25 protein-coding genes and 1 riboswitch are annotated in these 25,273 nt (G+C 67.8%); of the genes, 5 read left to right on the top strand and 20 right to left on the bottom strand.

Annotated elements, in window-relative coordinates; genetic code table 11:
• Positions 1-7 precede the first annotated feature (7 nt).
• Genes NF699_13580 through NF699_13530 form a run of 11 tightly spaced genes read right to left on the bottom strand, consistent with a single transcriptional unit; the run spans position 8 to position 10,779 of the window.
• Positions 8-580: a histidine phosphatase family protein gene (locus NF699_13580; GenBank protein USU04077.1), complete on the bottom strand. Its 573-nt coding sequence runs from the start codon at positions 578-580 to the stop codon at positions 8-10.
• A complete protein-coding gene (locus tag NF699_13575) occupies positions 577-1,347 on the bottom strand; it encodes an adenosylcobinamide-GDP ribazoletransferase (GenBank protein ID USU04076.1) in 771 nt (256 codons plus the stop codon). Before NF699_13575 ends, NF699_13580 begins: the two co-directional genes overlap by 4 nt.
• Complete coding sequence (gene cobT, locus NF699_13570) at positions 1,347-2,366, bottom strand: nicotinate-nucleotide--dimethylbenzimidazole phosphoribosyltransferase (protein ID USU04075.1); 1,020 nt, start codon at positions 2,364-2,366, stop codon at positions 1,347-1,349. Before cobT ends, NF699_13575 begins: the two co-directional genes overlap by 1 nt.
• Entirely contained in the window at positions 2,363-3,823 is a 1,461-nt protein-coding gene (locus NF699_13565; GenBank protein USU04074.1) for a cobyric acid synthase, read from the bottom strand. The genes cobT and NF699_13565 overlap by 4 nt, the downstream gene beginning before the upstream one ends.
• A complete protein-coding gene (gene cbiB / locus NF699_13560) occupies positions 3,811-4,722 on the bottom strand; it encodes an adenosylcobinamide-phosphate synthase CbiB (GenBank protein USU04073.1) in 912 nt (303 codons plus the stop codon). The genes NF699_13565 and cbiB overlap by 13 nt, the downstream gene beginning before the upstream one ends.
• On the bottom strand, positions 4,719-5,489 hold the full coding sequence (locus tag NF699_13555; GenBank protein USU04072.1) for an ABC transporter ATP-binding protein: 771 nt from the start codon (positions 5,487-5,489) through the stop codon (positions 4,719-4,721). Before NF699_13555 ends, cbiB begins: the two co-directional genes overlap by 4 nt.
• The gene (locus NF699_13550; GenBank protein ID USU04071.1) at positions 5,486-6,448 is read right to left on the bottom strand and encodes an iron ABC transporter permease; all 963 of its coding nucleotides are present in this window, start codon (positions 6,446-6,448) and stop codon (positions 5,486-5,488) included. The genes NF699_13555 and NF699_13550 overlap by 4 nt, the downstream gene beginning before the upstream one ends.
• Positions 6,445-7,257: an ABC transporter substrate-binding protein gene (locus NF699_13545; GenBank protein USU04070.1), complete on the bottom strand. Its 813-nt coding sequence runs from the start codon at positions 7,255-7,257 to the stop codon at positions 6,445-6,447. The genes NF699_13550 and NF699_13545 overlap by 4 nt, the downstream gene beginning before the upstream one ends.
• Positions 7,254-7,856 (bottom strand): cob(I)yrinic acid a,c-diamide adenosyltransferase, encoded by a 603-nt coding sequence (gene cobO / locus NF699_13540; GenBank protein USU04069.1) that lies wholly within the window; start codon positions 7,854-7,856, stop codon positions 7,254-7,256. Before cobO ends, NF699_13545 begins: the two co-directional genes overlap by 4 nt.
• Positions 7,853-8,827, bottom strand: a complete 975-nt coding sequence (locus NF699_13535; GenBank protein ID USU04068.1) for an aminotransferase class I/II-fold pyridoxal phosphate-dependent enzyme — start codon at positions 8,825-8,827, stop codon at positions 7,853-7,855. Before NF699_13535 ends, cobO begins: the two co-directional genes overlap by 4 nt.
• Positions 8,827-10,779, bottom strand: a complete 1,953-nt coding sequence (locus tag NF699_13530; GenBank protein USU04067.1) for a TonB-dependent receptor — start codon at positions 10,777-10,779, stop codon at positions 8,827-8,829. Before NF699_13530 ends, NF699_13535 begins: the two co-directional genes overlap by 1 nt.
• A 129-nt stretch (positions 10,780-10,908) precedes the next feature.
• Positions 10,909-11,112, bottom strand: a riboswitch (cobalamin riboswitch).
• 28 nt (positions 11,113-11,140) lie between these two features.
• On the opposite strand from NF699_13530, the gene cobU reads away from it, so the two are divergent.
• Together cobU and NF699_13520 are read left to right on the top strand one after the other, a co-directional pair.
• On the top strand, positions 11,141-11,662 hold the full coding sequence (cobU, locus tag NF699_13525) for a bifunctional adenosylcobinamide kinase/adenosylcobinamide-phosphate guanylyltransferase (protein ID USU07095.1): 522 nt from the start codon (positions 11,141-11,143) through the stop codon (positions 11,660-11,662).
• 58 nt (positions 11,663-11,720) lie between these two features.
• Positions 11,721-12,428, top strand: a complete 708-nt coding sequence (locus NF699_13520) for a hypothetical protein (protein USU04066.1) — start codon at positions 11,721-11,723, stop codon at positions 12,426-12,428.
• A gap of 45 nt (positions 12,429-12,473) precedes the next feature.
• On the opposite strand, the gene NF699_13515 is transcribed toward NF699_13520, so the two are convergent.
• Together NF699_13515 and NF699_13510 are read right to left on the bottom strand one after the other, a co-directional pair.
• A complete protein-coding gene (locus tag NF699_13515) occupies positions 12,474-12,812 on the bottom strand; it encodes a hypothetical protein (GenBank protein ID USU04065.1) in 339 nt (112 codons plus the stop codon).
• 113 nt (positions 12,813-12,925) lie between these two features.
• Positions 12,926-14,227, bottom strand: a complete 1,302-nt coding sequence (locus NF699_13510; GenBank protein USU04064.1) for a hemolysin family protein — start codon at positions 14,225-14,227, stop codon at positions 12,926-12,928.
• Positions 14,228-14,378: 151 nt separating this feature from the next.
• Between NF699_13510 and NF699_13505 the strand changes: the two genes are divergently transcribed.
• Entirely contained in the window at positions 14,379-15,050 is a 672-nt protein-coding gene (locus NF699_13505) for an OmpA family protein (GenBank protein USU04063.1), read from the top strand.
• 110 nt (positions 15,051-15,160) lie between these two features.
• Here NF699_13505 and NF699_13500 read toward each other — a convergent pair whose 3' ends face one another.
• Together NF699_13500 and NF699_13495 are read right to left on the bottom strand one after the other, a co-directional pair.
• The gene (locus tag NF699_13500; protein ID USU07094.1) at positions 15,161-15,595 is read right to left on the bottom strand and encodes a nucleoside deaminase; all 435 of its coding nucleotides are present in this window, start codon (positions 15,593-15,595) and stop codon (positions 15,161-15,163) included.
• Positions 15,596-15,663: 68 nt separating this feature from the next.
• Complete coding sequence (locus tag NF699_13495; GenBank protein USU04062.1) at positions 15,664-15,873, bottom strand: hypothetical protein; 210 nt, start codon at positions 15,871-15,873, stop codon at positions 15,664-15,666.
• A gap of 171 nt (positions 15,874-16,044) precedes the next feature.
• Between NF699_13495 and rpmB the strand changes: the two genes are divergently transcribed.
• Complete coding sequence (gene rpmB / locus NF699_13490; GenBank protein USU04061.1) at positions 16,045-16,347, top strand: 50S ribosomal protein L28; 303 nt, start codon at positions 16,045-16,047, stop codon at positions 16,345-16,347.
• Positions 16,348-16,479: 132 nt separating this feature from the next.
• Here rpmB and NF699_13485 read toward each other — a convergent pair whose 3' ends face one another.
• On the bottom strand, positions 16,480-17,487 hold the full coding sequence (locus NF699_13485; GenBank protein ID USU04060.1) for an esterase-like activity of phytase family protein: 1,008 nt from the start codon (positions 17,485-17,487) through the stop codon (positions 16,480-16,482).
• A gap of 165 nt (positions 17,488-17,652) precedes the next feature.
• Between NF699_13485 and NF699_13480 the strand changes: the two genes are divergently transcribed.
• Complete coding sequence (locus tag NF699_13480) at positions 17,653-18,036, top strand: glycine zipper 2TM domain-containing protein (GenBank protein ID USU04059.1); 384 nt, start codon at positions 17,653-17,655, stop codon at positions 18,034-18,036.
• Between the two features lie 175 nt (positions 18,037-18,211).
• Here the strand turns inward: NF699_13480 and phbB are convergent, their stop codons facing one another.
• The 4 genes from phbB to NF699_13460 all read right to left on the bottom strand — a co-directional run bounded on the left by phbB (position 18,212) and on the right by NF699_13460 (position 25,168).
• Positions 18,212-18,934 (bottom strand): acetoacetyl-CoA reductase, encoded by a 723-nt coding sequence (phbB, locus tag NF699_13475; GenBank protein ID USU04058.1) that lies wholly within the window; start codon positions 18,932-18,934, stop codon positions 18,212-18,214.
• A gap of 85 nt (positions 18,935-19,019) precedes the next feature.
• The gene (gene hemH, locus NF699_13470; protein USU04057.1) at positions 19,020-20,021 is read right to left on the bottom strand and encodes a ferrochelatase; all 1,002 of its coding nucleotides are present in this window, start codon (positions 20,019-20,021) and stop codon (positions 19,020-19,022) included.
• Positions 20,018-22,222: a molybdopterin-dependent oxidoreductase gene (locus NF699_13465; protein ID USU04056.1), complete on the bottom strand. Its 2,205-nt coding sequence runs from the start codon at positions 22,220-22,222 to the stop codon at positions 20,018-20,020. Before NF699_13465 ends, hemH begins: the two co-directional genes overlap by 4 nt.
• A 48-nt stretch (positions 22,223-22,270) precedes the next feature.
• Positions 22,271-25,168, bottom strand: a complete 2,898-nt coding sequence (locus NF699_13460) for a TonB-dependent receptor (GenBank protein USU04055.1) — start codon at positions 25,166-25,168, stop codon at positions 22,271-22,273.
• Positions 25,169-25,273 lie beyond the last annotated feature (105 nt).

Below are 25,273 nucleotides of genomic sequence, written 5' to 3'. Positions count from 1 at the left end.
GTCGCGGTTAGCCCAGCGGATCGCAACCGGTCCGGCGCGGGATCACCACCACGTCGCCGCAGCGGGGCACGAAATCGATCATCCGCTCCAGCGATGCACCCGCGTGGCGGGCGCGGATCGCCGCGATCGATCCGCCATGCGCAACCACCAGCGTCGTGCCGTCCATCGGCAGGCGATCCCAGGCGGCCCATGCCCGCTGCGCCAGTTCCTGCCCCGTCTCGCCGTTGCCCGGTCGGAAGCCTGATGGATCGGTCATCATCCGATCCATCAGGTCGCCGGTTTCGCGCCAGATCGCCTGCCATCGCCGCCCTTCCCAGTTGGCGAAATCGCGTTCGAGCCAGCCCGGATCGGCTTGTGCCGATACGCCGGCCTGCGCCGCGATCGCCAGTGCGAGACGACGCGTCCGAATGGCGCCGGAATGTACAATCGCGTCGACCGTGCCGGCGGTAAAGCGGCCAGCGAGACTGCGGCCGATCGCCATCCCCTCGCGGCTCAAGCCCATATCCGAACGCCCGTAACATCGCCCCGCCCACGCCTTCGCCACCGGCGGATGGCGGATCAGCAGCACGGTCGCGCTCACGCCGTGCCGGCCGCCAGCAACACCGCCAGCTGCCCCATATATGCGGCAAAGCCCAGGCAATCGCCGGTGCTGCCGCCGATGCGACCGCGCAGGAATCGCGTCAGCCACCACAGGAACAGCAGCCCGGCTCCCACACCGATCGCCAGCGCCGCCGGCTGCAACAGAAGCAGCGGCAACACGCCCGGTATGCTTAAAGCCAGCGCCGCCGCCGTCCTCAACCACGGTACGCCGCGGCCCAGCCGCGCCGAAATTCCGCCGGCGTCCAACGGTGGCGGCAGGATGGTGGCAAGCAGGACCGCCCATAACCGCCCGAACGTCGCCGCGCCAACGATCGCCGCCACTGCGATGTCCGCGGGCAGCGCGACGATTGCCGCCAGCCGCAATCCCACGGCCAGCCCGAGGCCGAGGGTGCCGTAGCTGCCGATCCGGCTGTCGTGCATGATGCGCAGCGCCATCTCGCCGCGGGCGGTGCCGCCGAACGCGTCGCAGAAATCGGCGACCGCATCCTCGTGGAACGCGCCCGTCAGCAGCGCCTCGACCGCCAGCGCTAGCAATGCGGCGACGATCGGCGGCCAGATCGTACTCGCCGACACGAACACCGCCGCGGTGCCCGCGCCGATCAGCGTGCCCACCAGCGGCAACCACGCCATCGCCCGCGCCAGCCCGTCGTCGGCTTGCGCCTTCGTCAGCCGTAACAATAGCGGCACCGGCACGCGCGTCAGGAATTGCACCGCCAGCAGCGGCGGCGCCCAGCCCGGGGCGCGCATCAGTCGGCCCGCTCCGCCCCGATCGCGTCGAGCCGCGCAACGTCGCGCAGCAAGGCCGCGGCGGAGTCGAGCAACGGCAACGCCACCAGCGCACCGCTCCCCTCGCCCAGCCGCATGCCCCAGTCGAGCAGCGGCTCCAGCCCCAGCCTTTGCAGCGCGGCGGCATGACCGGGTTCGGCGGACCGGTGGCCGGCGATCATCGCCCGCGCCGTACCGGGAGCGAGCCGTTCCGCGATCAGCGCAGCGGCGGTGGCGACATAGCCGTCCAGCAGCAGCGTAACGCCGCGCGCGGCGCCCCGCGCGAAAAATCCCGCCATCGCAGCGATCTCATACCCGGCGACCGCAGCGATCGCGGCCGCCGGATCCTCCACCAGCAGCGCGCGCGCGCGGTTCGCGGCGTCCGCCACGATCCGCGTCTTGTGCGACAGCATCGCATCGTCGGCACCCGCCCCGCGACCAACCGCATCCGCGGCGGAGGCATCGGTCAGCAGCATGGTCAATGCCGCGGCTGGGGTGGTATTGCCGATCCCCATCTCGCCGGCGATCAGCACAGCCGCACCCTCGTCCACCGCACGATCGGCCTCGTCCGTACCGATCGCCCAGGCGGCGGCGAACCGTTCCGCGTCCATCGCAGGGCTATGCGCGAGGCTGGCCGTGCCGGCCGCGATCCGCGCATTCCGATAGAAGGGTGGCGGGTCGACCGGGCGATCGGCGGCTACGCCGACATCGACCAGCCGCAACGGGCAGTCGTGCACCCCGGCCAGTGCGTTGCTGGTCGCACGGCCAGCAAGGATCGTCCCGACCATCATGCCGGTAACCGCCGAAGGCCAGGCCGACACACCGTCCGCGACACAGCCATGGTCCCCCGCGAACAGCACGATCCGCCGCGGACGCGTGCGCGGGTCGACCCGCTGCTGCGTCATCGCCAATCGCACGGCGATCGCCTCTAGCCGGCCAAGGCTGCGGTGCGGCTTGGCGAGCGCGTCGAGATGCGCCCAGATACTGGCTTCGTCGATCATCCCGCCTCCCTTGAGAATCGTATCATCGCGTCGAGATCGAGCACCTGCTCCAGCATCCTGGCGATGCCATCGAGCGCGGCGTCGATGACATCGCCGCGCTCCACTCCGTCGGATGTGGTGCCGAGTCGGGCCAGCAGATGGCCGCGCGCTTCGGCCCGGTCGAACAGGCCGTGGACGTAGCAGCCTGCGATCCGCCCGCCGGCCGCCGTGGTCCCGTCAGTACGGCCGTCTGCAAAGCGCAGCAGGGGCGGGGCGTCCGCATCCACCGTCGTGATGCCGGCATGGATTTCATAGCCGCGGAAAGGGGTGTCCACACCGACGAAGCCGCCGTCGACCTGCCGCGTCTGCTTCGCGGCACCGATCACCGTATCGATCGGCAACAGGCCCAGCCCGGCGACACTGCCGGCGCTGCCCTCGATCCCGTCGGGGTCGGCGATCGTCCGGCCGAGCATCTGATAACCGCCGCAGATACCCAGCACGCGCCCACCGCGCCGGACATGCGCGGCGAGATCCACGTCCCAGCCCTGCGCCCGAAAGAACGCCAGATCGGAAATCGTCGCCTTGGTGCCCGGCAGCACGATCAGAGCCGCATCGCCGGGTAACGGCTGCCCCGGCGGGATCATCGCCAGCCGTACGGCGGGTTCATGCGCCAGCGCGTCGAAATCGTCGAAATTCGCGATCCGCGACAACATCGGCACTGCGATCAGCGGCCCCTCGCCCGCCCCGGTATCGCGACCGAGCGCCACCGCATCCTCGGCCGGCAGGCGGGCTGCGTCGGCGAGCCAGGGCACCACGCCGATGTTCTGCCAGCCGGTGTGCGCGACGATCGCAGACAGGCCGTCGTCGAACAGCGACAGGTCGCCACGGAACTTGTTGACGATGAAGCCGCGGATCATCGCCGCGTCTGCCGGATCGATCACCGCCTGCGTGCCGACCAGCGCCGCGATCACGCCGCCGCGGTCGATGTCGCCGACCAGCACCACCGGTACGTTCGCTGCGCGCGCGAAGCCCATGTTAGCGATGTCGTTACCGCGCAGGTTGATCTCCGCCGGCGACCCCGCCCCCTCGACCACGACGATATCGGCCTGCGCAGACAAACGATGATAGGCATCCAGCACCTCGCCCAGCAGCGCGGGCTTGCGCCGCCAGTAATCGCCCGCCCGCATCGTACCGCGCGCCTTACCCGCGACGACCAGCTGGGACGTACGGTCGCTCTGCGGCTTCAGCAGCACCGGGTTCATGTCGACGGTCGGATCGACCCGCGCTGCGATCGCCTGCAACGCCTGCGCCCGTCCGATCTCGCCGCCATCGGCAGTCACCGCGGCGTTGTTCGACATGTTCTGCGGCTTGAACGGCCGGACGGTCAGCCCGCGATTGGCAAAGGCGCGACACAGGCCCGCGACCAGCACGGACTTGCCGACGTCCGATCCCGTCCCCTGCAGCATCACGGCAGGCATACGAGGCCCCCGACCAGCAGCCAGAGCAACAGACACGCGCGACGATACACACGCAGCGCCTCGCCCAAGTCACCCGCATCGGGTGCGCGCCCCTCGCCAAGCCATGCCCGCGGCGACGGTTCGCCGTCATAGCGCACCGGCCCGCCAAGCCGGCAGACGAGCGCGCCCGCCATCGCCGCTTCGGGCCAGCCGCCATTAGGCGAGGCATGATGGCGCGCGTCGCGCAACATCACCCGCCACCCGCCACCCCCCGCAAGGCACACCAGCATGCCGGACAGGCGCGCGGGCAACCAGTTGACGACATCGTCCGCTCGCGCCGAAGCCCAGCCGAACCAGCGCAGCTCCGGCGTGCGGTGCCCGACCATCGAATCTGCGGTGTTGATCGCCTTCGCTGCGAACAGGCCAGGCAGTCCGGCGACGACGAACCAGAAGGCCGGCGCGACAACGCCGTCGCAGAAGCTCTCGGCCAGGCTCTCGATCGCGGCCGTGGCGATGCCCGCCTTATCCAGCGTCGCGGTGTCGCGGCCGACGATCATCGCCACGGCCTGCCGTGCGGCGGGCAGATCGCGGTTCGCGAGCGGGCCGAGCACGGCGGCAACGTGATCGTACAAGCTGCGCTGTGCGAGGCCGGTGGTGCCGATCGCGACGACGGCGATCAGGCCCCAGCCCGATCCCGCAAGCCGTTCGATACTACGACCCGCCAGAACCGAAAGCGCGACCAGCAGCACCAGCAGGCCGATCCCACCCGCACGACGTAGCGACCTGCTCCCCCGGTTCCACGACCGCTCCACCCGGCCAATCAGCGCACCCACTGCCATCACGGGATGCGGCCAGCGGCGCGGATAGCCCAGCGCCGCCTCCGCGATCAGCATGGGCAGCAGGAGCGCGGCATGGTTCACCGTGCGATCGGCAGAATGAATCGCTGCCCGGCGGGGGTGGTGCCGATCTCGACCTCGACGCCATAGGCTTCGGCGATCAGCGGCGCGGTCAGCACCGCGTCGGCGGGACCGGCGGCGATGACGCGACCATGGCGCAGCAGCACCGCATCGTCCGCAACCCGCGCCGCCAGATGCAGGTCGTGCAGCACCAGCACCACGCCGCCGCCCGCCGCCGCCACGCCGCGCAACCGCGCGAGCACATCGAGCTTGTGCGCGGGATCGAGGCTGGCGAGCGGCTCGTCGGCGAGCAGCCAGTCCGGCTCCCCCGCCAGCACCCGCGCCAGCAGCGCCCGGCCGCGCTCACCGCCCGACAATCGCTCCACGCCGCGATCCGCCAGTGCGGTCATGTCCGTCGCTGCCAGCGCGCGCACCACCGCTGCGCGGTCGGCATCCGTCTCGCCCCAGCGCCCGCGATGCGGAAACCGGCCGAGCCCGACCAGCGTCGCGACATCGACATCCCAATGCACGTCCGCCGCCTGCGGCAGCAGGCCGATCGCCCGTGCCCGCTCGCGCCGGTCGATCGTCTGCACGTCGCGCCCGTCCAGCGTCGCACGGCCGCTGTCCGGCTGCCGCAACGCCGCGAGACAGGCGAGCAACGTGCTCTTGCCGGCACCGTTCGCACCGAGCAGCGCCGTCACCCGTCCGCGCCGGAAGGCGAAGCTGACGTCGTCGAGTATGCGATTGCCGCCCAGCGACAGGCCGATCGCTTCGGCAGCGAGCACGCTCATGCGAGCCTCCGTCGCATGCGGAACAACAGATACATGAAGAACGGCCCGCCCAGCATCGACATCGCTATTCCAAGTCGCAATTCGCTGACCGTTGGCGCGAGCCGCACGAGGCTATCCGCCAGCGTCAGCAACAGCGCGCCGCCGAGTGCGGAGGGCAGCAGGATCGCGGAAGGCCGGTTGCCCGCCAGCGGCCGGACGAGGTGCGGCACCATCAGCCCGACGAAGCCGATCACCCCCGCCGACGCCACCGATGCGCCGACGGTCAGCGCGATGCCGACGATGACGACATATTGCAGCCGCCCCGGATCGACGCCCATCGACCGCGCCGCCTGTTCGCCCAGCGTCAGCGCATCCAGCGCACGTGCCGTCGTCGCCAGCAGGGCCGCACCGATCACGATCAGCGGCAGCGCGACCTTGACGTCGTCCCAGCTACGGTCGGTCAGCGCGCCGAGCAGCCACGTCACGATCTGCGACGAGACGAACGGCGTCGGCGCAAGGCTAATCGCCAGGCTGGTGAGCGATCCGGTGATGCTCGTCAGGATCATCCCAGCCAGCGTGAACAGGATCAGGCTGCCCGATCGTCCGGCAATCACCGCCAGCAACGCCATCGTCCCCGCCGCGCCGAGCAGCGCGAAACCGGGCAGCAGCCACAGCTGCGCGGCATAGCCGAAATACAGCGCCAGCACGGCGCCCAGCGCCGCCCCCGACGACACCCCGAACAACCCGGGATCGGCGAGCGGGTTGCGCAGATACCCCTGCATCACCGCTCCCGACAGCCCCAGCGCCGCACCCACCAGCAACGCCAGCAGCGTCCGCGGCAGCCGCAGTTCGACCATGATGATCGATCGCGGATCGGCCGCCGTCCAGGCATCCAGCGGCACCCACACCTTGCCCGACGCCACCGACAGCGCGGCGACGATGACCACGCCGACCAGCAGTAGAAGGTTGAGCCGGCTCATACGCCATAGCCTTTGCGGATGGCACGCAGCCGCGTCATCGCCGCGATGATCGTCGGCCCGCCGCAATTCATCAGCCGCGTAGGATAGGGCGCGATCGCGATCCGCTGGCCCAGCCGCTTCACCGCCGGATGCGCGGTCACGCGATCCTCCCCCACCTCGGCCGCGCCCATCGACAGCAGCACGCGCGGCGGCCTGGCGATCAGATATTCCAACGGCAGCACATCCCATTTCTTCAGGCCATAGACCGCGCTCATGTTGCGGAAACCGGCGCGGCGCAGCAGGTCGTCGGACAGCGTTCCCGCCCCCGGCACCAGCCCGCCCGATTGCCAGATCAACGCCGGCACCGTCGCACCCGCCACCGGCCGCGCCGCCACCGCGATACGCCGGGCGAGCGCCTCGCCCCGCGCCGAATGACCGGCGACCCGCGCGATGTCGCGCACCTGTGCTTCGCTCTCCTCGACCGAATCGGGCACCGGATATTGCACGATGGCGATCTTCATCCGGGTGAGCGCGGCAAGGGTCGCAGGTTCGACGTGCGGCCCGGTGATGACCATGTCGGGGGCGAGCGCCACCACCTCCTCCGCGGTGCCGGACGTCGCGCGGAACCGCTTCGCCAGCGCCACCGATATCGACGTCGCGCGTGGGTCCTGCGAATAGTGACTGATCCCGGCGATCTGCGAAGGATCAGCGACCTGCATCAGCACCGCATCGATACACGGGTTGATCGACACGATCCGTGGCACCCGCGGCAGCGGTGCCGCCGACACCAGCGGCAACAGCGCAATCGCCAAGGCAAGTCGTCGGATCAATATTCGACCCCCTTCTGCGCCTTGAACCCGGCCTTATAGGGATGCTTCACCTCGGTGAAGTCGGTGATCAGGTCGGCGATCTCCAGCAATTCCGGCTTGGCGTTGCGGCCGGTGATGCAGATATGCTTGGTCAGCGGCCGCTCATTCAGGAACGCGACGATCTCGGCGATCGGCAGCGTATCGTCGCGCAGCACGATGTTGAGTTCGTCGAGGACGACGAAATCCACGTCCGGATCGAGGATCATCGCCTTCGATCGCTCCCACGCAGCCTGCGCCGCGGCGATGTCGAGCGCGCGGTCCTGCGTGTCCCAGGTGAAGCCTTCGCCCATCACCTCGAACGTCGCCAGATCGGGATACGCGTCGAAGAAGTTGCGCTCGCCCGTCTCCCACTTGCCCTTGACGTATTGCAGGATCGCGACCTTCAGCCCCCAGCCGATGCTGCGGATCGCCATGCCGAACGCGGACGACGACTTGCCCTTGCCGTTGCCGGTGTGGACGATCAGCAGCCCGCGTTCCAACGTGCGGCGCGCTTGCATCTTCTCGCGCGCCGCGGCGACGCGCGCCATGCGGGCGTTGTGACGGGCATGATCTTCGGTCATCGACAAAACTCCTCGAGGGCGGCGGCCAGTCGGGTCAGCCCCGCCGCACCGCGCGGCAGAGCGATCCGCAACCGGTCGTCGCGATCGGCAAACGGCCGGGTCAGGATGGCATGGCGCGCGAGCAGATCAAACAGATCGATGGCGCGCTCGCAGGCGATCAGGCGGAACAACGGCGCGCTGCCGACGATGCCCAGACCGGCACCATCGAGCAGGCGGTCGAGCAACGCACCCGTCTCGTCGATGCGTGCTTGCTGCGCCCGCCGCCACGCCGCGTCATGATAGGCCGTGGTGCCGATGGCGACCGCCGCCGACGACACGGGCCAGTCGCCCAGCATCGCCCGCAATCGACCGCCAAGGTTCCCGCCGGTGACGACGAACCCCAGCCGCACCCCGGGCAGGCCATAGAATTTGCCGAACGATCGCAGCACGATCAGCCGGTCGTTCGCCCGATCGCAGAGGCCACCGGCGGGATCGGCATAGGCTTCGTCCACGACGATCGTCAGCCGCGCAGCGAGCGCCAACAGGGTGTCGCGACCGACGACCCGGCCATCCGGATTGGCGGGATTGGCCAGCACCAGCAGATCGTGATCCGTCACGGCGTCCGGCGTCACGACGGGGGTGGCGTCCGGCCACGTGGCACGGTGGCCCGCATAACCCGGCTGCACCACCGCGGGCCGCTCCACCGCCAGCAGCGGGGCAAGCAGCCGCATCGCCATGTCCGTTCCCGGCACTGCGACCACCTGCGCCGGGTCGGCGACCCCGAACGCCTGCGCCGCCGCCGCTTCCAGTGCGGCGATCTCCCCCGGTTCGGGCAGGCGATCGAAGTGCAGCGGCACGTCCCCGACCGGCCACGCCCAGGGCGCGATGCCGGTGGACAAGTCGAGCCAGTCGTCGCCGCCGAACAGCACGCGCGCCTCCGCCACCCGCCCGCCATGCGCGCAGAAGGTGGCAAGGGCGCTGGCGTCGATCATCAATAGGTCAGCCGCACGCCGCCGAACGCACCGCGGCCGGGCTGACCATATTGATAAATCGTCTGGTAACGCGCATCGAACGCGTTCTCGATCCGGCCATAGACCTCAATGTTCCGGGTGACCGGGAATGCGGCGCGGACGTCGGTGACGACATAGCCGTCCAGCCGGCGCGCGTTTGACGCATTGTCGAAACTGTCGCCGATCGCGGTGATCGTCGCCCCCGTGGTCAGCCCGAACGGCCAGCGATAATCGGCGTTCACCGTCACGCTGCTGTCTGGCCGCCGCGCCAGATCGCGGCCGAAGTTCGCGGTGCCGGTCGACCGGTTCTTCGCATCGAGATAGGTGTAGCTCGCCGCGAAGGTCAGCGCCTCGACCGGGCGCAACGTCAGCGTCGCCTCTACCCCTTGCGCCCGCGTGCGCGCGATATTGTCGTAGGTGCCGTTCGGCTTGCCCGCGCAGATGCCGGTCAATGGCGCGGTGCACGACACGAACGTGATGAGGTCGGTCGATGTCCGCCGAAAATAGGTCGCGCCCACTTCCACCGCGCCATCCAGCGCCCGCTGCGTTACGCCCGCGTCCCAGCCCTTCGACCGTTCGGGATCGAGCCGCGCATTGCCGTATTCGCTTTGCAACTGGTACAGCGTCGGCGCCTTGAACCCTTCCGAATAGCTGGCCCGGAATGCCGTCGCGCCGCCGTTGGGCGAATAGACGCCGCTACCCGAGAAGGTCGTCTCGCCGCCGAAGATATTGTGGTCATCGTGGCGCACGCCGCCGGTCGCGGTCAGTCCGGCGATCGGCGTCACCGCCAATTGGCCATAGACGCTGAAGATGCGCGCGCGACCACGGGTCACCGGCCCCCCGAAGCTCGACGTCGAGAAGCGCGACACCTCCCGCTCCGCACCAAAGGTCGCGAACACCGCCGAATCGAGGTCTACCGTCCCCTGATATTCGAGCCGGTCGTTGCGACCGATGCCGCGGAACGTCTCGGTCGGAATGCCGTCGGGATCGATGTTGCGGCGATCGGTGTCGGTGTGCGCATAGCCGAAGCGATTGCGGAAACGGCCGTCGAACAACGCGGCGTTCAGGCCGGCATAGCCGACCCATTGTTCGTTATCGCCATATTCGCGCGTGTCGCCGAACGTGAAGCGCGGCGCGGGGAAGCCGTCGATATCGGTCCGCCCGTTGCTGTAGAAACCACGCAGGTCGATCGACACATTCTGCATCAGGTCGATGCCGAGGCTGCCGTTGGCGGCATAGTTGCGGAACCCGTCGCGCTCCTTGCCGAGGGCGTAGGTCGAGACGCCGTCGCTGGTGAAATAGCCACCGCCCAGGCTGGCGGACACCGGCCCCGCCTTGCCCGATACGTTGGCGAACGCCTGACCGGTGTCGTGCCAGCCGCCCTCGGCATGGGCGTTGACGCTGATCTGCTCGGTCGGCTGGCGGGTGATCAGGTTGACGACACCCCCGATCGCCTGGCTGCCCCACAGCACCGATTGCGCGCCGCGCAGCACCTCGATCCGGCTGATGTTGCCGACCAGCAGGTTGCCGAAGTTGAAGCCGCCACCGGGCGAGGACGGATCGTTGAGCTTGATGCCGTCGATCAGCGCGACCGTCTGGTCGCTGTCCGCGCCACGGATGTTGACCGATGTGGCGGTGCCCGCGCCGCCGTTGCGCACCACGGTGACGCCGGGCGTCTGGCGCAGCAGGTCGGACACAACCACCGCCTGACGCGTGCGGATCGTCTCTTCGTCCAAGACGGTAACAGACTGGCCGACGGTGGAAGCAGGCCGCGCCGCGCGATTGGCGGTGACGACGATGGACTCGTCCGCCTCGGCGGCCTGCGCCAGCCCGCCCGTGGACTGGGCGCTCCTGGCGGTCGGAATGGTCTGGGCGAATGACGGGGTTGCGGCGGCGATGCACGGCAACAGGATCAGACAGGCATAATTCTTCACGGTGAGTCCCCTTCGTTCAACAACGGGGACACGCGCCACGGCTCGCCGGAACCGATGATCCGTCGCGCACGACCCCAACACCGTCGTCACGCGAGGAAACCCTCGATCGCCCGGAACACCCCGTCCGCACGAAGGACAACCGCGACAGGCAGGTCTCCTGGCTTCCGGGTCGTCGCCTTGCCCGGCCTTCCCGGATCGGATGATCCAGTGGCACACGAAGGAGCAGGGCTCGCCGGTCACAGTTGCGGGGACAGCCCCGGATGACGAGCGGATCGCTCGCTTCCGGGTTCCCTTTTCATTCCATCTCTGGAAACCTGTCGCGACCGCGCCCCTAGAGGCGAGCCGGGTGGAAGGCAAGACGATGGTGGCGACGACATTCTTTCTGGGGGGCGCGCGATCGGGCAAGAGCCGGCTGGCGCAAGCGGCCGCGGAAGCATATGCAGGCCCGCTCGCCTACCTCGCCACGGCCGAGGCCTTCGACGACGAGATGACCGATCGCATCGCGCGGCATCGGGCCGATCGGGATGCGCGCTGGACCACGATCGAATGCCCGCTCGCGCTGCCGGAAGCGATCGGCGCGAGACGGCAGGGTGCGATGCTGGTGGATTGCCTGACCCTGTGGCTGTCCAACGTGATGCTGGGCAACCACGACGTCGCGGCGCGATCCGCCGATCTGCTTGCCGCGATCGATGCCGCGCGAGTGCCCTTGTTCTTGGTCAGCAACGAAGTGGGGCTGGGCATCGTCCCCGAACACCCGCTTGGCCGGGCGTTTCGCGACGAGGCTGGGCGACTGAATCAGGCGGTGGCGGCGCGGGTGGATCGGACGGTGTTCGTCGTCGCGGGCATGATCCTGCCATTGCAGTCGTTCGATCCGGGCAGCTGATTGGCGACGGCGATGTTTCCCCTCGCCGCGCCGTAGCGTCACCGCTAGGATCGCACCCATGAACGATACCGCCACCACCGGCGGCGCCTCCGGCGCCAGTCTGATCCCCAGCACCACCGACGCCTTCACCTACGCGCACCTCATCGTCATTGCGATCTTCGCCGTGGTGGTGATCGTCGCGATCGTCTGGGGCATGCGCCTCAAGAGTCAGCGCAAGACGGCCGAGCACGATATCGCCGAACGCAATGATGAGGTGGAGCATGCGGCGGAACCGACGAAAGCGGCGCCTGCACCGCCCGTCGTAGAGCGACCCGTTTCGCCGCCGCCAGCCACCCCGCCCGCATCCGAACCGGTCATGGTGCCACAGGCCCTACCCGCCGCGCCCGAACCGGTAAGGCTCGAACCGTCGGTTCCGCCATCGCCGACAGTACCATTGGCCGACGAACCGATCGCCGCCAGCGCACCGCTCGACGCCAGCCCGGCGACGGAAGCTGCCTCGACGCCTGTCGCGACCGGCGGCAATCCTGCCGACGCACCGGTGACGACGCTGAAGGGCCTGGGTCCCAAACTGGCCTCGCGGCTGGGCGAATTGGGCGTGAGCACGGTGGGACAGATCGCGGCGCTGACCGATGACGAGGCCATGCGACTCGACGCGGAACTCGGCCCCTTTACCGGCCGGCTGGCGCGAGACCGCTGGATCGAACAGGCGCGTTTCCTGGCGGCAGGCGATCAGGCAGGTTTCGAATCGGTGTTCGGCCGGCTGTAGACCGGCGACCCGCGGACAGCCTTCGAGGGGGCAGGTTCCCCTGTGTCAGGCCGTACGATCTCTCGACATGGCGACCCGGCCGGCGAATGCGGACATAGCGACACAGGGAACGGCCAGCAGCGTCAGCAGCGCCAGCGCGAGCGGCGAAAAGATACCCATGCCGGTGTTCGCCGACAGCACCGGGAGTTGCGCAAAGGTGACGATCGCCCCTGCACTCCAGTGCCGCCGCCGGAAGACGTAACCCCCAATCGCTGCGAAAAGGAACGACGCCGGATACCAGAGGCGCCAATAGGCCGGGGCGTCCCAAGGCTCGGTCACACCCGCGATGCGACCGACGAGGAACCAGTAGAGCAGGCTGACGGTCAGGAGAGCAAGCGGCTTCACGGGTACGATGCTCCTGCCTGCGACACTTCCGCTTCTTGCCGGATGGGGGTTGACGCGGACTGAACGGTATCGCCGTCTGACGGGGTTCGTCCGTCCCGTCATGCGTCAGCGGCTTACACCTCGCTGACGAGCATCTTGTCGATGCGGCGGCCATCGAGGTCGACGACTTCGAATCGCCAGCCCTGTTCCTCGAAGCTTTCACCTTCGCCCGGCAGGTGGCGGAATGCGGCGAGCGCCAGACCCGCCACCGTGGCGTAGTCGCGATCCTCGGGCAGGTCGATGCCGAGGCGCTCGGCGAGTGCGTCGGCCGCCATCGTCCCCGCGACCAGCAGCGATCCGTCGTCGCGCACCACCACCGAGGGCGCGTCGTCGGGATCGGTATCGCTCGCGAACTCGCCAGCGATCGCGGCGAGCAGATCGGCCGGAGTCACGATCCCTTCGAAATGGCCGTATTCGTCATGAATGAGCGCCATCGGCACCTCTGCCTGACGCAACGCGATCAGCGCATCCATCGCGTCGATCCGGTCGATCACCACGGGCGCCTTGCGCATCAGCACCTTGAGATCGAGTGCCTGCCCGCGGAACAGCGCCGCTGCGATATCGCGTGCCTGCACGACGCCGATCACCGCGTCGATCGATCCCTCCGCCACCGGCAACCGCGTATGGGGCGTGGCGAGCAACGTATCGCGAATCCCCTCCGGCCCCAGATTGCAGTCGAGCCAGTCGACTTCGGTCCGCGGGGTCATGACCTCGCGCACCGGCCGGTCGGCGAGGCGGACGACGCCGGAAATGATCGTGCGCTCATGCTCCTCGATCACGCCCGACTTGCTGGCTTCGGCGACGATCAGGTGCAGTTCCTCGGCGGTGACCTGATCTTCCGATTCGCGGTTGAGGCCCAGGACGCGGAAGACGAGCGCACTGGATGAGTCGAGCAACCAGACGAGCGGTGCGCAGACCACCGCGATGTAGCGCATCGGAAGCGCCACCAGTGAGGCAACCGTTTCCGGCTTGCGCAACGCGAACTGCTTGGGGACGAGCTCGCCGATGATCAGCGACGCATAGGTCGTCAGGCCGATAACCAGCGCAAACCCGGCGGTTTCGGCGGTTTCCGGCGACAATCCGAGCGTTTGCAGGCGTGCCGCGGTCGGGCTGCCGAGGCTCGATCCCGAATAGGCGCCGGCCAGAATGCCGATCAGGGTGATGCCGATCTGGACCGAGGACAGGAACTTGCCGGGGTCCGCCGCCAGCTTCAGTGCAGCGGCAGGTCCCTTCCTGCCCGATCGCGCCATCGCTTCCAGCCGCGCTTTTCGCGACGAGACGATCGCCAGCTCGCTCATCGCGAACACGCCATTGAGCGCGACGAGAGCGAGGATGATGAACACATCAATCCAGGGGAAGGGCGGGAGCGGTGCCATCGGCGACGCCGTCTTTGCCGCACAAGTGGCGCGACGACAACAGCCTGTGTTGCCCGAAAGACGATAAGCCGTCAGCACGCATTCAGATCGCAAGCGGAACAAGCCGCTTCGGACCTGAGTTTAACAACCAATCGACCACGAAAGGGATGTCATGAAGTCCAAGTTGCTCGCCGTCACCGCGCTCGCGGCACTCGTCACCACCAGCGCCTGCACGACCGATCCGGAAACCGGCGAACGCCGCATCTCGAAGACCGCGATCGGCGGCATCGGCGGCGCACTGGGCGGGTATCTGCTCGGCGACCTCGTCGGCGGGCGGCGTGACCGGACCGAGAAGATCCTGGGTGCCGGGATCGGTGGCCTCGCCGGTGCGGGCATCGGCGCATATATGGACAAGCAGGAGCGGGACCTGCGTGCCCGCACCGCCGGTACGGACGTGCAGGTGACGCGCGAGGGCGACAATCTGGTACTCAACATCCCGTCGGGCATCACCTTCGCCTATGACAGTGCCGACGTGCAGCCGCAGTTCCGTCGCACGCTCGATCAGGTCGCCGACACGCTGTCGCAGTACAACCAGACCTATATCGACGTGTATGGCCATACCGATTCGACCGGTTCGGATGCGTACAACCAGACGCTGTCGGAACGCCGCGCAACGGCGGTCGCGGACTATCTGGCGGGTCGCGGCGTGCAGCCGGCGCGCATCGGTACCCGCGGCTTCGGCGAATCGCAGCCGATCGCCTCGAACGATACCGATGCGGGCCGCGCCGCAAACCGCCGCGTCGAAGTAAAGATCGTCCCGATCTCGCAAAGCGACCTGCGCTGATCTTCCCCGACAAGGGAAAGATGCCGCGGCGAAGCCGTGGATGAAGGGGGGGGGTAAGCGTCGTGCTTAACGGGAAGCTGAGCGCTTACCCCCCCGTCCAACAGGGAAAACTATACGGTGCGCCGTTCCCTGAAGAACGTTCGCAACAGGTCCGCTGCCTCGACCTCGCCGATACCGCTATATACGTCGGGCCGGTGATGCACGGTCGGCTGCCCGAACAATCGCGGGCCATGTTCGATCGCGCCGCCCTTCGGGTCGCTGGCGCCATAATATAGCCGCGCGATCCGGGCGTGGACGATGGCGCCGGCGCACATCGCACAGGGTTCCAGCGTCACCCACAATTCGCAGTCTTCCAGTCGGTCACGGCCAAGTTCCGCCGCAGCCTCGCGAATCACCCGCATTTCGGCGTGAGCCGTCGGGTCGCACAGCGCACGGGGCGCGTTCGCGGCGACCGCGATTACATCGCCGCGCCAGACCAATGCGGCGCCGACCGGCACCTCGCCGGCCTGCGCCGCCGCCGCCGCGGCGTCGAGCGCGCGGCGCATCGGGATCGGCAGAGGGAACATCGCATCCGCCCTGCCCAACTCGCGACGTCAGGTAAAGCGGCCCCGCTCTATTGCGCGTTACCCGGCTTCTCGACATTCACCGTCGGCACCGAGACGGTCTTGTCCTCCGTTCCCACGCTAACGCGAGCGACGTCCGCCTTGAACTGGGGGGCCTGCACCATGGCCGGGCGGGTTTGGTCGATGTTGATGAGGCCGAAGTACATCAGCGCCACGGCGACCAGTGCGATCACTCCGATCAATGCCAGCAACGTGCGCATCCTTGCATCCCCTTTTCGATTACCTTTACGATGCCGTAACAACGCTGCCACTCCGACTCCGTTGCATCGGCGTCCGGCCTCGCGGCTTTCACGCTGCCAAAGGTTGACGAAAAGTCGGGGAAGGGTTAGTGGCGCCGACTTTCCGGGCAACCGAATTCAGGATCAAAAACCATGTCGCGCATCTGCGAGCTGACCGGCAAGGGCCGGCAGGTTGGAAACAACGTTTCCCACGCCAACAATAAGACCAAGCGCACGTTCCTGCCGAACCTGCAGAACGTCACGCTGATGTCCGATTCGCTCGAGAAGAGCGTGCGCCTGCGCGTGTCGACGCACGGCCTGCGTTCGGTCGAGCATAACGGCGGGCTCGACAATTGGCTGGTGAAGACGAGTGAGGACAAGCTCTCGCTGCGTTGCCGCCGCCTGAAGCGCGAGATCGCGAAGAAGCGTTCTACCACGACCGCCGAAGCCGCCTGATGCGGTGAGCGGGGCGCAATGCGCTTCGCTTGATCGTCACCGTTCGCGAGGTACGAAGGCCCGCTGCTCCGACGAGCTGCGGGCTTTTGTCGTGCCGTCCGGCAATGACATTCGGATGGATCGAGCAGGGGCTCAGTCCAACCGGAACTTGAGCAATAGCGTCCGCTGCAAAACCGACTGGTTATCATCGGAAACGAGCCAGACGATCGTCGCGCCGTCTTCTACCGTCGTCGCGACGCCTTCGAAATTGTCGTGAATCAGTGGCGAATCGAGCGTCGCCAGCAACCGGCCCCGCGCAACCGCACCGCCGCGAATCATCGCCGCCGGCACCAACGACAGGCGATTGCTGAACCGGTAGGGCAACCGGAATGCCCGATCGAGGATCAGCAGGTCGCCATTGGGGAGCGCGGTCGCATCCGCCGGGTCGAATCGACCATAGGGCATATAGGCGAACGGCACCGGTCGGGTGACAATTGGATCGCCCGGAAAAATTAGTGCTTCGCGACTGTGCAAACGATCCGCCTCGGCGCCCCGCCAGCGTCGGGTGGGAACGTGGCGGTCTTCGCCGATCACCACGAAACGGCCATCCGGCATTCGAGCCAGCGATTCGGGACCACCGTTTTCAGGCCAGGCGTCCATCTGCCCGGGTGCGCGCTGCGCCTCTGCCCTCGAAAGGCCGGGAGCGTAGCGCCAGATTGCATTGGCACGCTCGAACCCGATCCAGATGCGGCTCGTCGCCGGATCGATCGCCATCGATTCGCTATCACGTTCACGCTTTTCCCAGCCGATGCCGGGACCGGCAGGCAGGTTGAGGAAGCGCAGCCGCCGCGGCTTCCAGTCCGCTGCCATCGTGAACGCGACGACGTTGCCGCCGTCGCTGAGCAAGGTGATTCGATCGCCGTCCGCCTGCGGCACCACCGTCAGCGCCGAATAGCCGCCGAACGCCGGATCGATGCTGCGGAGCGCGACGCCGCCCAGATAGGTGAGCGCGCCGATGCGGGTGCGGTTCGGATTCGACGGGTCGATCGCCACCCGCGTCGCGATCAGCTGGGGCTTGTCGCCCAGCAGGGCCAGCCGCTGACCCCCCGTCCAGCCGGGGACGAGCAGCAATACCGCAAGGACGACGAACAGGACGCGCATGGCCGCCTCCATAAGCGGCGTGCGGGGCAGCGATAGCCTGAACGGCGGATAACGGGCGCATTCAGGCTTCGCTCAACGCGAATCGGGCAAATGATGTGCATCGACGACGGGAAGGTCCTCCACCGGGCCGCCGCCGAGTTGGACGGATTTTTCGGGAGAACACCCATGCTGAAGACCCTGAGCCTTGCCGGTGCTGCCTTTGCGATGACCGCAACCGCTTTGGTCCCCATCACCCCCGCTGTGGCGCAGAGCCGCTATTACAGCGAACGTGGCTACGACCGCGGTTACCGCAGCGACCGCGGCTATCGTAACGAGCGCGTCTATCGCGGTGACCGCGGCTATTACAACGACCGCAACTACCGCGCCCGCCAGAAGTGCAACGATGGCGATGGCGGCACCATCGTCGGCGCGATCGCCGGCGGCCTGCTTGGCCGCACGATCGACACCCGCGGCGATCGCCTGCTCGGCACTGTGCTCGGCGCCGGCGCCGGTGCGCTTGCCGGCCGCGCTATCGATCGTTCGGATCGTCCCGGATACTGCCGCCGCTAGGCGGCAGTGCTTGTCCCTCGCGTAGCGTTTGAGGGCGGAGGGAGACGGCTCGGAAGAGCCGGCTCCCTTTTGTTGTGTAGTTGGTGTGCTTCAGGCGGACGCCGACAAAGTCGCGTTAGGATGGGTTCGACCTTGGCCGACCCACCGGCCGTGCCGGCCGACGCGGCTTCGCTCGTCAGTACATATGCTGCCCGCCATTGATGCTGAGCGTCGATCCGGTAACGAAACCACCCTCTTCCGAACACAGGAAGGCGACGCCGCGTGCGATCTCGCTCGCCTGGCCCAGGCGCCCGACCGGGATTTTGGCGACGATCTTCTCCAGCACGTCCGCCGGGACCGCCGCGACCATGTCGGTGTCGATATAGCCCGGAGCGATCGCGTTGACGGTGACGCCGGCCCGCGCGCCTTCCTGTGCCAGCGCCTTGGTGAAGCCGTGAATGCCCGACTTCGCCGCGGCATAGTTGACCTGTCCGTACTGGCCGGCCTGCCCGTTGATCGACCCGATGTTGACGATCCGTCCCCATTTACGGTTTCGCATGCCGGGGAACGTCGCCTTGGCCATGTTGAAGCAACCGCCCAGATTGGTGTCGATCACCTCTTTCCACTGCTGATAGGTCAGCTTCAGGATCGTGCCGTCGCGGGTGATGCCGGCATTGTTGACGACGATATCGACGTCGCCGAGTTCGGCCGCGACTTTCGCACATCCTTCCTGGCATGCATCGAAATCCGCGACGTCCCATTTGTACGCGGTGATGCCGGTGCGTTCGGTGAATTCGCGCGCGCGTTCATCGTTACCCGCATAATTGGCGGCCACAGTGACTCCGGCTTCCTTGAGAGCAAGGCTGATCGCCTCGCCGATCCCACGCGTGCCGCCCGTGACGATCGCTACTCTGGCCATCAGTATCTCTCCCGTTCTGGTTGCGCGGAAGCTAGGGCAGGGGGAGATGGACTGGCAATGGCCGTAAGGTAATTTTACGTGTCCCTCAGTCCACCCAGCCGCGCAGCTCGCGTCCGATCAGTGCGCGCAGCATCGCCACGCCCGGCTGGCTGTCGTTGAGACAGGGCAGATAGGCGAAGTCGGTGCCCCCCGCCGCGATGAAGCTCTCACGCCCACGGATCGCCAGTTCTTCCAGCGTTTCCAGACAGTCGGCGGAAAAGCCGGGTGCGATCACCGCAATTTTGCGCACCCCCCTGGCCGCCAGCGCCTCCAGCGTGTCATCCGTCGCCGGACCCAGCCATTTGGCCGGACCGAAGCGCGACTGGAAGGCGACGACCAGTTCGCGTCCCATCGCCTCCGACAGCAGCCGCGCGGTCTTCTGGCAGTGGCAGTGATACGGATCGCCCAGTTCCAGCGTCCGTTTGGGCATGCCGTGAAAGCTGGCGAGAATCGCATCGGGCACGAAGTCGAGCGCAGCCAGCTGCGTTTCGAGCTGCGTCTTCAATGCCTCGATGTAGGCGGGATCGTCGTGATAGGGCGGCAGCGTCCGGATCGCGGGCTGCCAGCGCAGACCCGCCAGCGCCGCGAACGCCTTGTCGTTGGCGGTCGCGGTCGTCGCGGCGCAATATTGCGGATAGAGCGGCGCGATCAGGATGCGTTCGCAGCCGGCGTCCTTCATCGCGATCAGGCGGTCGGCGATCGCGGGATTGCCGTAGCGCATCGCATAGTCGACCAGCACCGTCTCACCGAACGCGCCTTGCAGCGCCTGCGACTGGCGGCGAGTGATCGCGGCGAGGGGCGACCCTTCGTCGCTCCACACCAGACCATAAGCGTGGGCAGACTTCTTCGGCCGGGTGTTGAGGATGATGCCACGCAGGATCGGCTGCCATGCGATGGCGGGAATCTCGACGACGCGCCGGTCGGACAGAAATTCGCCCAGATACCGCTTCACCGATCTGGCATCGGGCGCGTCGGGAGTGCCGAGGTTGGTCAGCAGGACGCCGATCTTGCGGGGCGGGATCGGGGGATGGTCGGCGGGAAGCGTCATGCCGTCGACCTTAGCGGCAGGTTGCGCACGCGGATACCGGTGGCGGCATGCAGCGCGTTGGCGATGGCGGGCGCGACCGCCGGCACCCCCAACTCGCTGACACCGCCCGGCGCTTCGTCCGATCGGACGAATTCGACGATGATGTCGGGGGTGTCGGCGAGCCGCGGCAGCGCAAGGCCTTCGAACCCGCGCACGTCGGTGCGACCCGCCGTGAATCCGGTCGACGCCCCGATCGCCTGGGCAAGGCCGAAGATCAGCCCGCCCTCGATCTGTTGCAGCACCATATCGGGGTTGATCATCCGCCCACAATCGACCGCGGCGACCAGCCGTTCGACGCGGGGGCGGCCGCCCTCCCCCATCTCGGCTTCGGCGAGCACGGCGATATGACTGCCACGGAAGCTGTGACAGGCGATGCCCTGCCCCGTCCCCGGCGCACCGCCACCCCAGCCGCCGAGCGCAGCGACCGTCGTCAGGCACCGCGCCAGCCGCGCATCGCCGCCGAGCATGCCGATACGGTAGGACAGCGGTTCGGTCCCGGCGACGCGGGCGAGCTCGTCGATGAAACATTCGGTGAAGAAGGCGGTATAGCCATGCGCGCCGCCGCGCAGGTGGCCGGTCGGCACGGCGATATCGGCGACGTGATGGCGGATCGCCAGCGCCGGGATGCGATAGGGCGGCAGCGCGCCTGCGACCGGATACGGATCGGTCCCGCCCAGCGCGAACGCGGCGGCGGCAGGCACCAACCGGCGCGCCAATATGTGGCCGCTGGCAGGCGCGGCGATGCTCGCGTCCCAGGCCGCGATAGCGCCGTTGCTCGACAGCCGCGCGCGCATCCGCGCCTTCGCCGGCGGGCGGAAGCGATCGTGGAGCACATCCTCGCCGCGCGACCAGACGAGGCTGACGGGACGCTTCAGCCGTATCGCCAGCAAGGCCGCCTGCTCCGCCACCAGTGGATCGAGCGTGGCGCCGGACCTGCCTCCGCCCAGCGTCGGGTGGATCACCACCGCCCCCTCGGCAAGGTTCGCGGCCCGCGCGGCGGCGGCGCGGGCGGCCATTGGCGCGGCGGTGGGCAGCCATATCTCCAATATGCCGTCGCGATAGGCGGCAGCGGCCGCGACCGTCTCGATCGCTGCGTGAACGCCGGCGGCGGCCGTGTAATCGGCGGCGATCACACCGGCACCGTCGAGCAGGCCACCGATGGTGCCGACCGTCGCGATCGCCTTGCCCTCCCCGGCCAGAGCAGTGTCGAGGCTGCGGGCGATCGCCGCAGTGTCGACCAGCGGTCCCGGCGTCGCAAAGCGTGGCGCCATCGCCTCCAGGGCCCGGTTCGCCGCCCACCAGGTGGTCGCGACCGCCGCGACCCAGCCCGGATTTTCAACCACCGCCAGCACGCCGCGGATGCGATCGGCGGCGGCGCGATCGGTCCGCACCAGCCGGCTATCGCCGATCGGCCCTTGCCGGATCGCCGCATGAACCATGTCCGGCAGGCGGATATCCCCCGCGAACGTCGCCGATCCATCGACCTTGGCCGGGACGTCGATCCGCGGCAACGATCGCCCGGTCAGCTGGCCCGCGCCCTGTACGCCGATCGGCAACGGGTCGGGCACCGCTTCTGCGGCAGCGTCGGCGGCGAGCTCCGCGAAACGCAGGCGTTTTCCCCGATGCACGACGAAACCGGCCTCGACGCCGCAATCGGTCCACGCCACGCTCCATCGGCGCGCGGCGGCCTTGCACAGCAAGGCCCGGGCGGCAGCGCCGGCGGTGCGGCAGCCCTCCTCGAACATGCGGACCGATGTCGATCCGCCGGTGATCATCAGGCCAGCCCGCTCTGCGAACGCCTGTCGCAGATCGTCGGGCAGGCGGGTGAACGTCCCCTCGAACAGATAATCGAGGCTGAGCGGGTTGGCGTAGAGCGGGTTCACCGGTGCCGCCTCCACCCCGACGGTCCGCCAGTCGGCACCCAGTTCGTCGGCGACGATCTGCGGCAGCGCCGTATAGACGCCCTGCCCGTGTTCGAGCTGCGGCACCGCGACGGTGACATGACCGTCGCCGCCGATTCTCAGCCAGGCACCGAACGTCGCCTCACCCGGCGCGGCGGACAGGTTCGGGCGATAGCTGCGCGGCCACAGCGCCCAGGCGACGATCAGCCCGATGCCGGCTCCGCCGCCGACGATGACGTTGCGCCTGCTGATCGTATCCATCGCCGCCGGCTGTATCGGGCCGGACGGCGGGAGGAAAGCCGGCCGCCGTCAGAACGCGTAGCGGGCGCCGAAGATGAACTGCCGGCCGCTGTGGGTCAGCACGTTGAGGCGATTGCTGGCATCGACGTACTGGTCGTTGAACTGATCGGTCAGGTTGATCATCTCGAGGCTGAATTTCAGTGCATCGGTGATGTTGTAGCTGATCTGCGCATCGACGTTGGTGGTCGAATTGGTGCCGTTGTAGCTGTTGCCCTCGGTGCCCGGCACCGCCGTCAGATACTTGTCGCGATAGGCGATCGAGCCGCGGATCGAGAACCGCTTGGTCTCGTAATAGAGCGTCGCATTGGCGGCGTGCCGCGACAGGCCGACCAGCGGCTGCGTCACCGTGGCGTTGCTGGTCGCCGAGAGCAGGTATTTGATGTCCGACTTCACGTAGGTGTAGTTCGCCAGCACGCCGAAATCGCGCAGGAAGCCCGGCAGGAAGGTGAAGGGCTGCTGCACGTTCACCTCGAACCCGCGCAGCTTGCCGCCGCTCGAATTCACCGGCTGGGTGACGGTGAAGATGTCGTTCGCCGAAGCCGCACTGCCGGCGAGCAGCGAGGCGGGCAGTCCGAGATCGGCGAACGGCACGTTGACACTCAGCGTCTGGACGAAAGTGCCGATATCCTTCTGGAAGCCCGAGATCGCATAGACCGCGCCCTTGGCCGGATACCATTCGAGGCTGGCGTCGATGTTGGTCGATTCGGTCGGCTTGAGATCCGGATTGCCCGAGCTGAAGCCGCGGTTGCCGCCCGAGATGTTGAGGTTGCCGCCCGGCGTGAGCGCGGCGATGCCGGCACGCGACAGCGTCTTGGCGGCACCCGCACGAACCAGCAACGTATCGGTGATGTCGAACACCAGATTGGCCGAGGGCAACCAGCGATTGTAGCTGCGCTCTGCGGTCAGCAGTGTTACCGACGTGCCGACGCCCGTATAGCCGGTCGACACCTGATTGGTGTGAACATAGCGCAGGCCCGCATCGCCGCGCAGCGGAACGCCGGCATCCGCCAGATTGAATTCGGTCATCCCCCAGCCGCCGGTGTCGCGCTCGCGCACCGTGATGTACGATCCCCGCGCGGTGGCATTGTCCAGCCGGCCCACGGCGTAGAGTGGATCGGTGTAGATGTTGTAGAGCGCGGCGAACTTGTCGATGTCCGGCACCAGCCACGACGTCGGCGTACCGTTGGGCAGGTCGATGCCGCGCCCGAAGTCGGTGTGGAGCTTGGTCGCTGCGGCAAGCTGCGCCGGGGTCAGCGTCTGCACCACCGTCTCGCCCGCGTTGCGGCGGCCCTCGGTCGAGGAATATTGGAACTCGCGCCAGTCGACGCCGGCCTTCAGCTTGACGATCGGGCTGGCGGTCCATTCCAGATAGCCCTTGGCGGTCTTGAAGCTGTTGTCGACCGTCTGCGGGCGGACGCGCACTTCGCTGTTGCCGTTGGTGAAGGTGTAGCTGGCCGGATTGGTGACGTCGAAGCCGGGGCGGATCGTCGGGAAGCGGGTCGAGAAGTCGTAGTAGAAGTTGTTTGAATTGACCGCGTCGATCGTGACGGTGGTCTGCGTCGGGTTGCTGAATTCCGACTTGGCGTAGCCGACGGTGCCGACGAACTTCACCGCATCGCCGAACTTCTGTTCGAGGTTGGCGGTGCCCTGATAGAAATCGGTGCGCAGGATGTCGTAGCGGCTCTGCGAGCGGACATCGACGTTGTCGAACGTGCCGCTGATGATGTTGCGCTTGTCGTCTACCACGCCCGAACGGATGATCGTCTGAGGCTTGCCGGTGCCCGACCGGCTGAAGCTGATCGCCTGGATCTGCGATTCCGCGCGGGTGCCGTCGAGGCGCGAATAGAGGCCGTCGAGCGAGATCAGCGTCGCGTCGGTCGGCTGGAACTGCACCGATCCCGCCGCACCGAGTCGCTTCTGGTCGATCTCGTAGGTGACGAGGCCGGGGATGCGCGGGTGGAACAGGCCCTGACCGGCATAATCGGTCTGGGTGGCCACCGATCCATAGTTGATCTGCCCGAGCGTATAGCCGGGCAGGGTGGATGCCGCGTTGAAGCCGCCGTTGAACCCGCCATAGGTCCAGCGCGTGATGTTCGCGCCCTCTTCGCGCAGCTTGCGCTCCTCATACGCCACCGACAGCAGCACGCCGAAGCGGCCGTCCTCGGTCGAGGTGGTGACGAGGCCGGAGAAGCGCGGCGTCGCCTTGCGGCGCAGGTCGTTGTAGCTCGCCTGCGCCGAGATCACCGCGGTCGGCTTCTTGTAGTCGAACGGACGCGAGGTCTGGAGGTCGACGGTCGCGCCCAGCGAGCCTTCCTCGACATCCGCGGTCGCGGTCTTGCGGACGGCGAGGCTGTTGAACAGGTCGGACGAGAAGATGTTGAAATCGAAGCCGCGGCCACGATTCACGCCGCCGGAATTGTCGGTGCCGCCGGTGGTGCCGATCGCTTCCATGCCGTTGATGCGGACGCGGGTGTATTCCGGGCCGAGGCCGCGGACCGAGATGTTGCGGCCCTCGCCGTTCACCCGGCTGATCGCGACGCCGGGAATACGCTGGAGCGATTCGGCGAGGTTGAGGTCGGGGAATTCGGCGATGTCCTCCGCCTTGATGACGTCGATCGTCGCGGTCTGGTTGCGCTTGATGTTGATCGCGCTGCTCAGGCTTTCGCGGAAGCCGGTGACGACGATGTCCTGCGCGTTATCGAGGGGCGGCGCGTCGGCGACGGACGGCTCCGGTGCGACGGTCGGCGAGGCCGGCGGCGAGACGGTGTCCTGCTGATTGCCCGGCGCGCGGTTCTGTTTCTCGACGTTGGTTTCGGGCGCCGCCTGCGCGAAGGCTGGTGCCGCGGTGAGGCCGATCGCCGCCGTGGTCAGCCCCAGCGCGATCTTCAGTCCACGGATGCCGGACATGCCCATCATCGATCCCCTCACTATGTTGCTCGACCTTCCGGTATCCGGGGTCGGTTCTGTCATGCTGGGGTAGCGCCGGGCGGATGGGCAAAGCCAACCTGAAAA

The organism is Sphingomonadaceae bacterium OTU29LAMAA1, assembly GCA_024072375.1.
Classification (GTDB): Bacteria; Pseudomonadota; Alphaproteobacteria; order Sphingomonadales; family Sphingomonadaceae; genus Sphingomonas.
Note: the sequence above shows the minus strand (reverse complement) of the source record. Positions and strands in the feature narration are given on the sequence as shown.

What these genes read in the sequence shown, in the direction of transcription:
- NF699_13575 (USU04076.1), bottom strand. Translation starts at nt 1,347, where the DNA reads ATGCGCGCCCCGGGCTGGGCGCCGCCGCTGCTGGCGGTGCAATTCCTG.
- cobT (USU04075.1), bottom strand. Translation starts at nt 2,366, where the DNA reads ATGATCGACGAAGCCAGTATCTGGGCGCATCTCGACGCGCTCGCCAAG.
- NF699_13565 (USU04074.1), bottom strand. Translation starts at nt 3,823, where the DNA reads ATGCCTGCCGTGATGCTGCAGGGGACGGGATCGGACGTCGGCAAGTCC.
- NF699_13555 (USU04072.1), bottom strand. Translation starts at nt 5,489, where the DNA reads ATGAGCGTGCTCGCTGCCGAAGCGATCGGCCTGTCGCTGGGCGGCAAT.
- NF699_13550 (USU04071.1), bottom strand. Translation starts at nt 6,448, where the DNA reads ATGAGCCGGCTCAACCTTCTACTGCTGGTCGGCGTGGTCATCGTCGCC.
- cobO (USU04069.1), bottom strand. Translation starts at nt 7,856, where the DNA reads ATGACCGAAGATCATGCCCGTCACAACGCCCGCATGGCGCGCGTCGCC.
- NF699_13535 (USU04068.1), bottom strand. Translation starts at nt 8,827, where the DNA reads ATGATCGACGCCAGCGCCCTTGCCACCTTCTGCGCGCATGGCGGGCGG.
- cobU (USU07095.1), top strand. Translation starts at nt 11,141, where the DNA reads ATGGTGGCGACGACATTCTTTCTGGGGGGCGCGCGATCGGGCAAGAGC.
- NF699_13520 (USU04066.1), top strand. Translation starts at nt 11,721, where the DNA reads ATGAACGATACCGCCACCACCGGCGGCGCCTCCGGCGCCAGTCTGATC.
- NF699_13510 (USU04064.1), bottom strand. Translation starts at nt 14,227, where the DNA reads ATGGCACCGCTCCCGCCCTTCCCCTGGATTGATGTGTTCATCATCCTC.
- NF699_13505 (USU04063.1), top strand. Translation starts at nt 14,379, where the DNA reads ATGAAGTCCAAGTTGCTCGCCGTCACCGCGCTCGCGGCACTCGTCACC.
- NF699_13500 (USU07094.1), bottom strand. Translation starts at nt 15,595, where the DNA reads ATGCGCCGCGCGCTCGACGCCGCGGCGGCGGCGGCGCAGGCCGGCGAG.
- NF699_13495 (USU04062.1), bottom strand. Translation starts at nt 15,873, where the DNA reads ATGCGCACGTTGCTGGCATTGATCGGAGTGATCGCACTGGTCGCCGTG.
- rpmB (USU04061.1), top strand. Translation starts at nt 16,045, where the DNA reads ATGTCGCGCATCTGCGAGCTGACCGGCAAGGGCCGGCAGGTTGGAAAC.
- NF699_13485 (USU04060.1), bottom strand. Translation starts at nt 17,487, where the DNA reads ATGCGCGTCCTGTTCGTCGTCCTTGCGGTATTGCTGCTCGTCCCCGGC.
- NF699_13480 (USU04059.1), top strand. Translation starts at nt 17,653, where the DNA reads ATGCTGAAGACCCTGAGCCTTGCCGGTGCTGCCTTTGCGATGACCGCA.
- phbB (USU04058.1), bottom strand. Translation starts at nt 18,934, where the DNA reads ATGGCCAGAGTAGCGATCGTCACGGGCGGCACGCGTGGGATCGGCGAG.
- hemH (USU04057.1), bottom strand. Translation starts at nt 20,021, where the DNA reads ATGACGCTTCCCGCCGACCATCCCCCGATCCCGCCCCGCAAGATCGGC.
- NF699_13465 (USU04056.1), bottom strand. Translation starts at nt 22,222, where the DNA reads ATGGATACGATCAGCAGGCGCAACGTCATCGTCGGCGGCGGAGCCGGC.
- NF699_13460 (USU04055.1), bottom strand. Translation starts at nt 25,168, where the DNA reads ATGTCCGGCATCCGTGGACTGAAGATCGCGCTGGGGCTGACCACGGCG.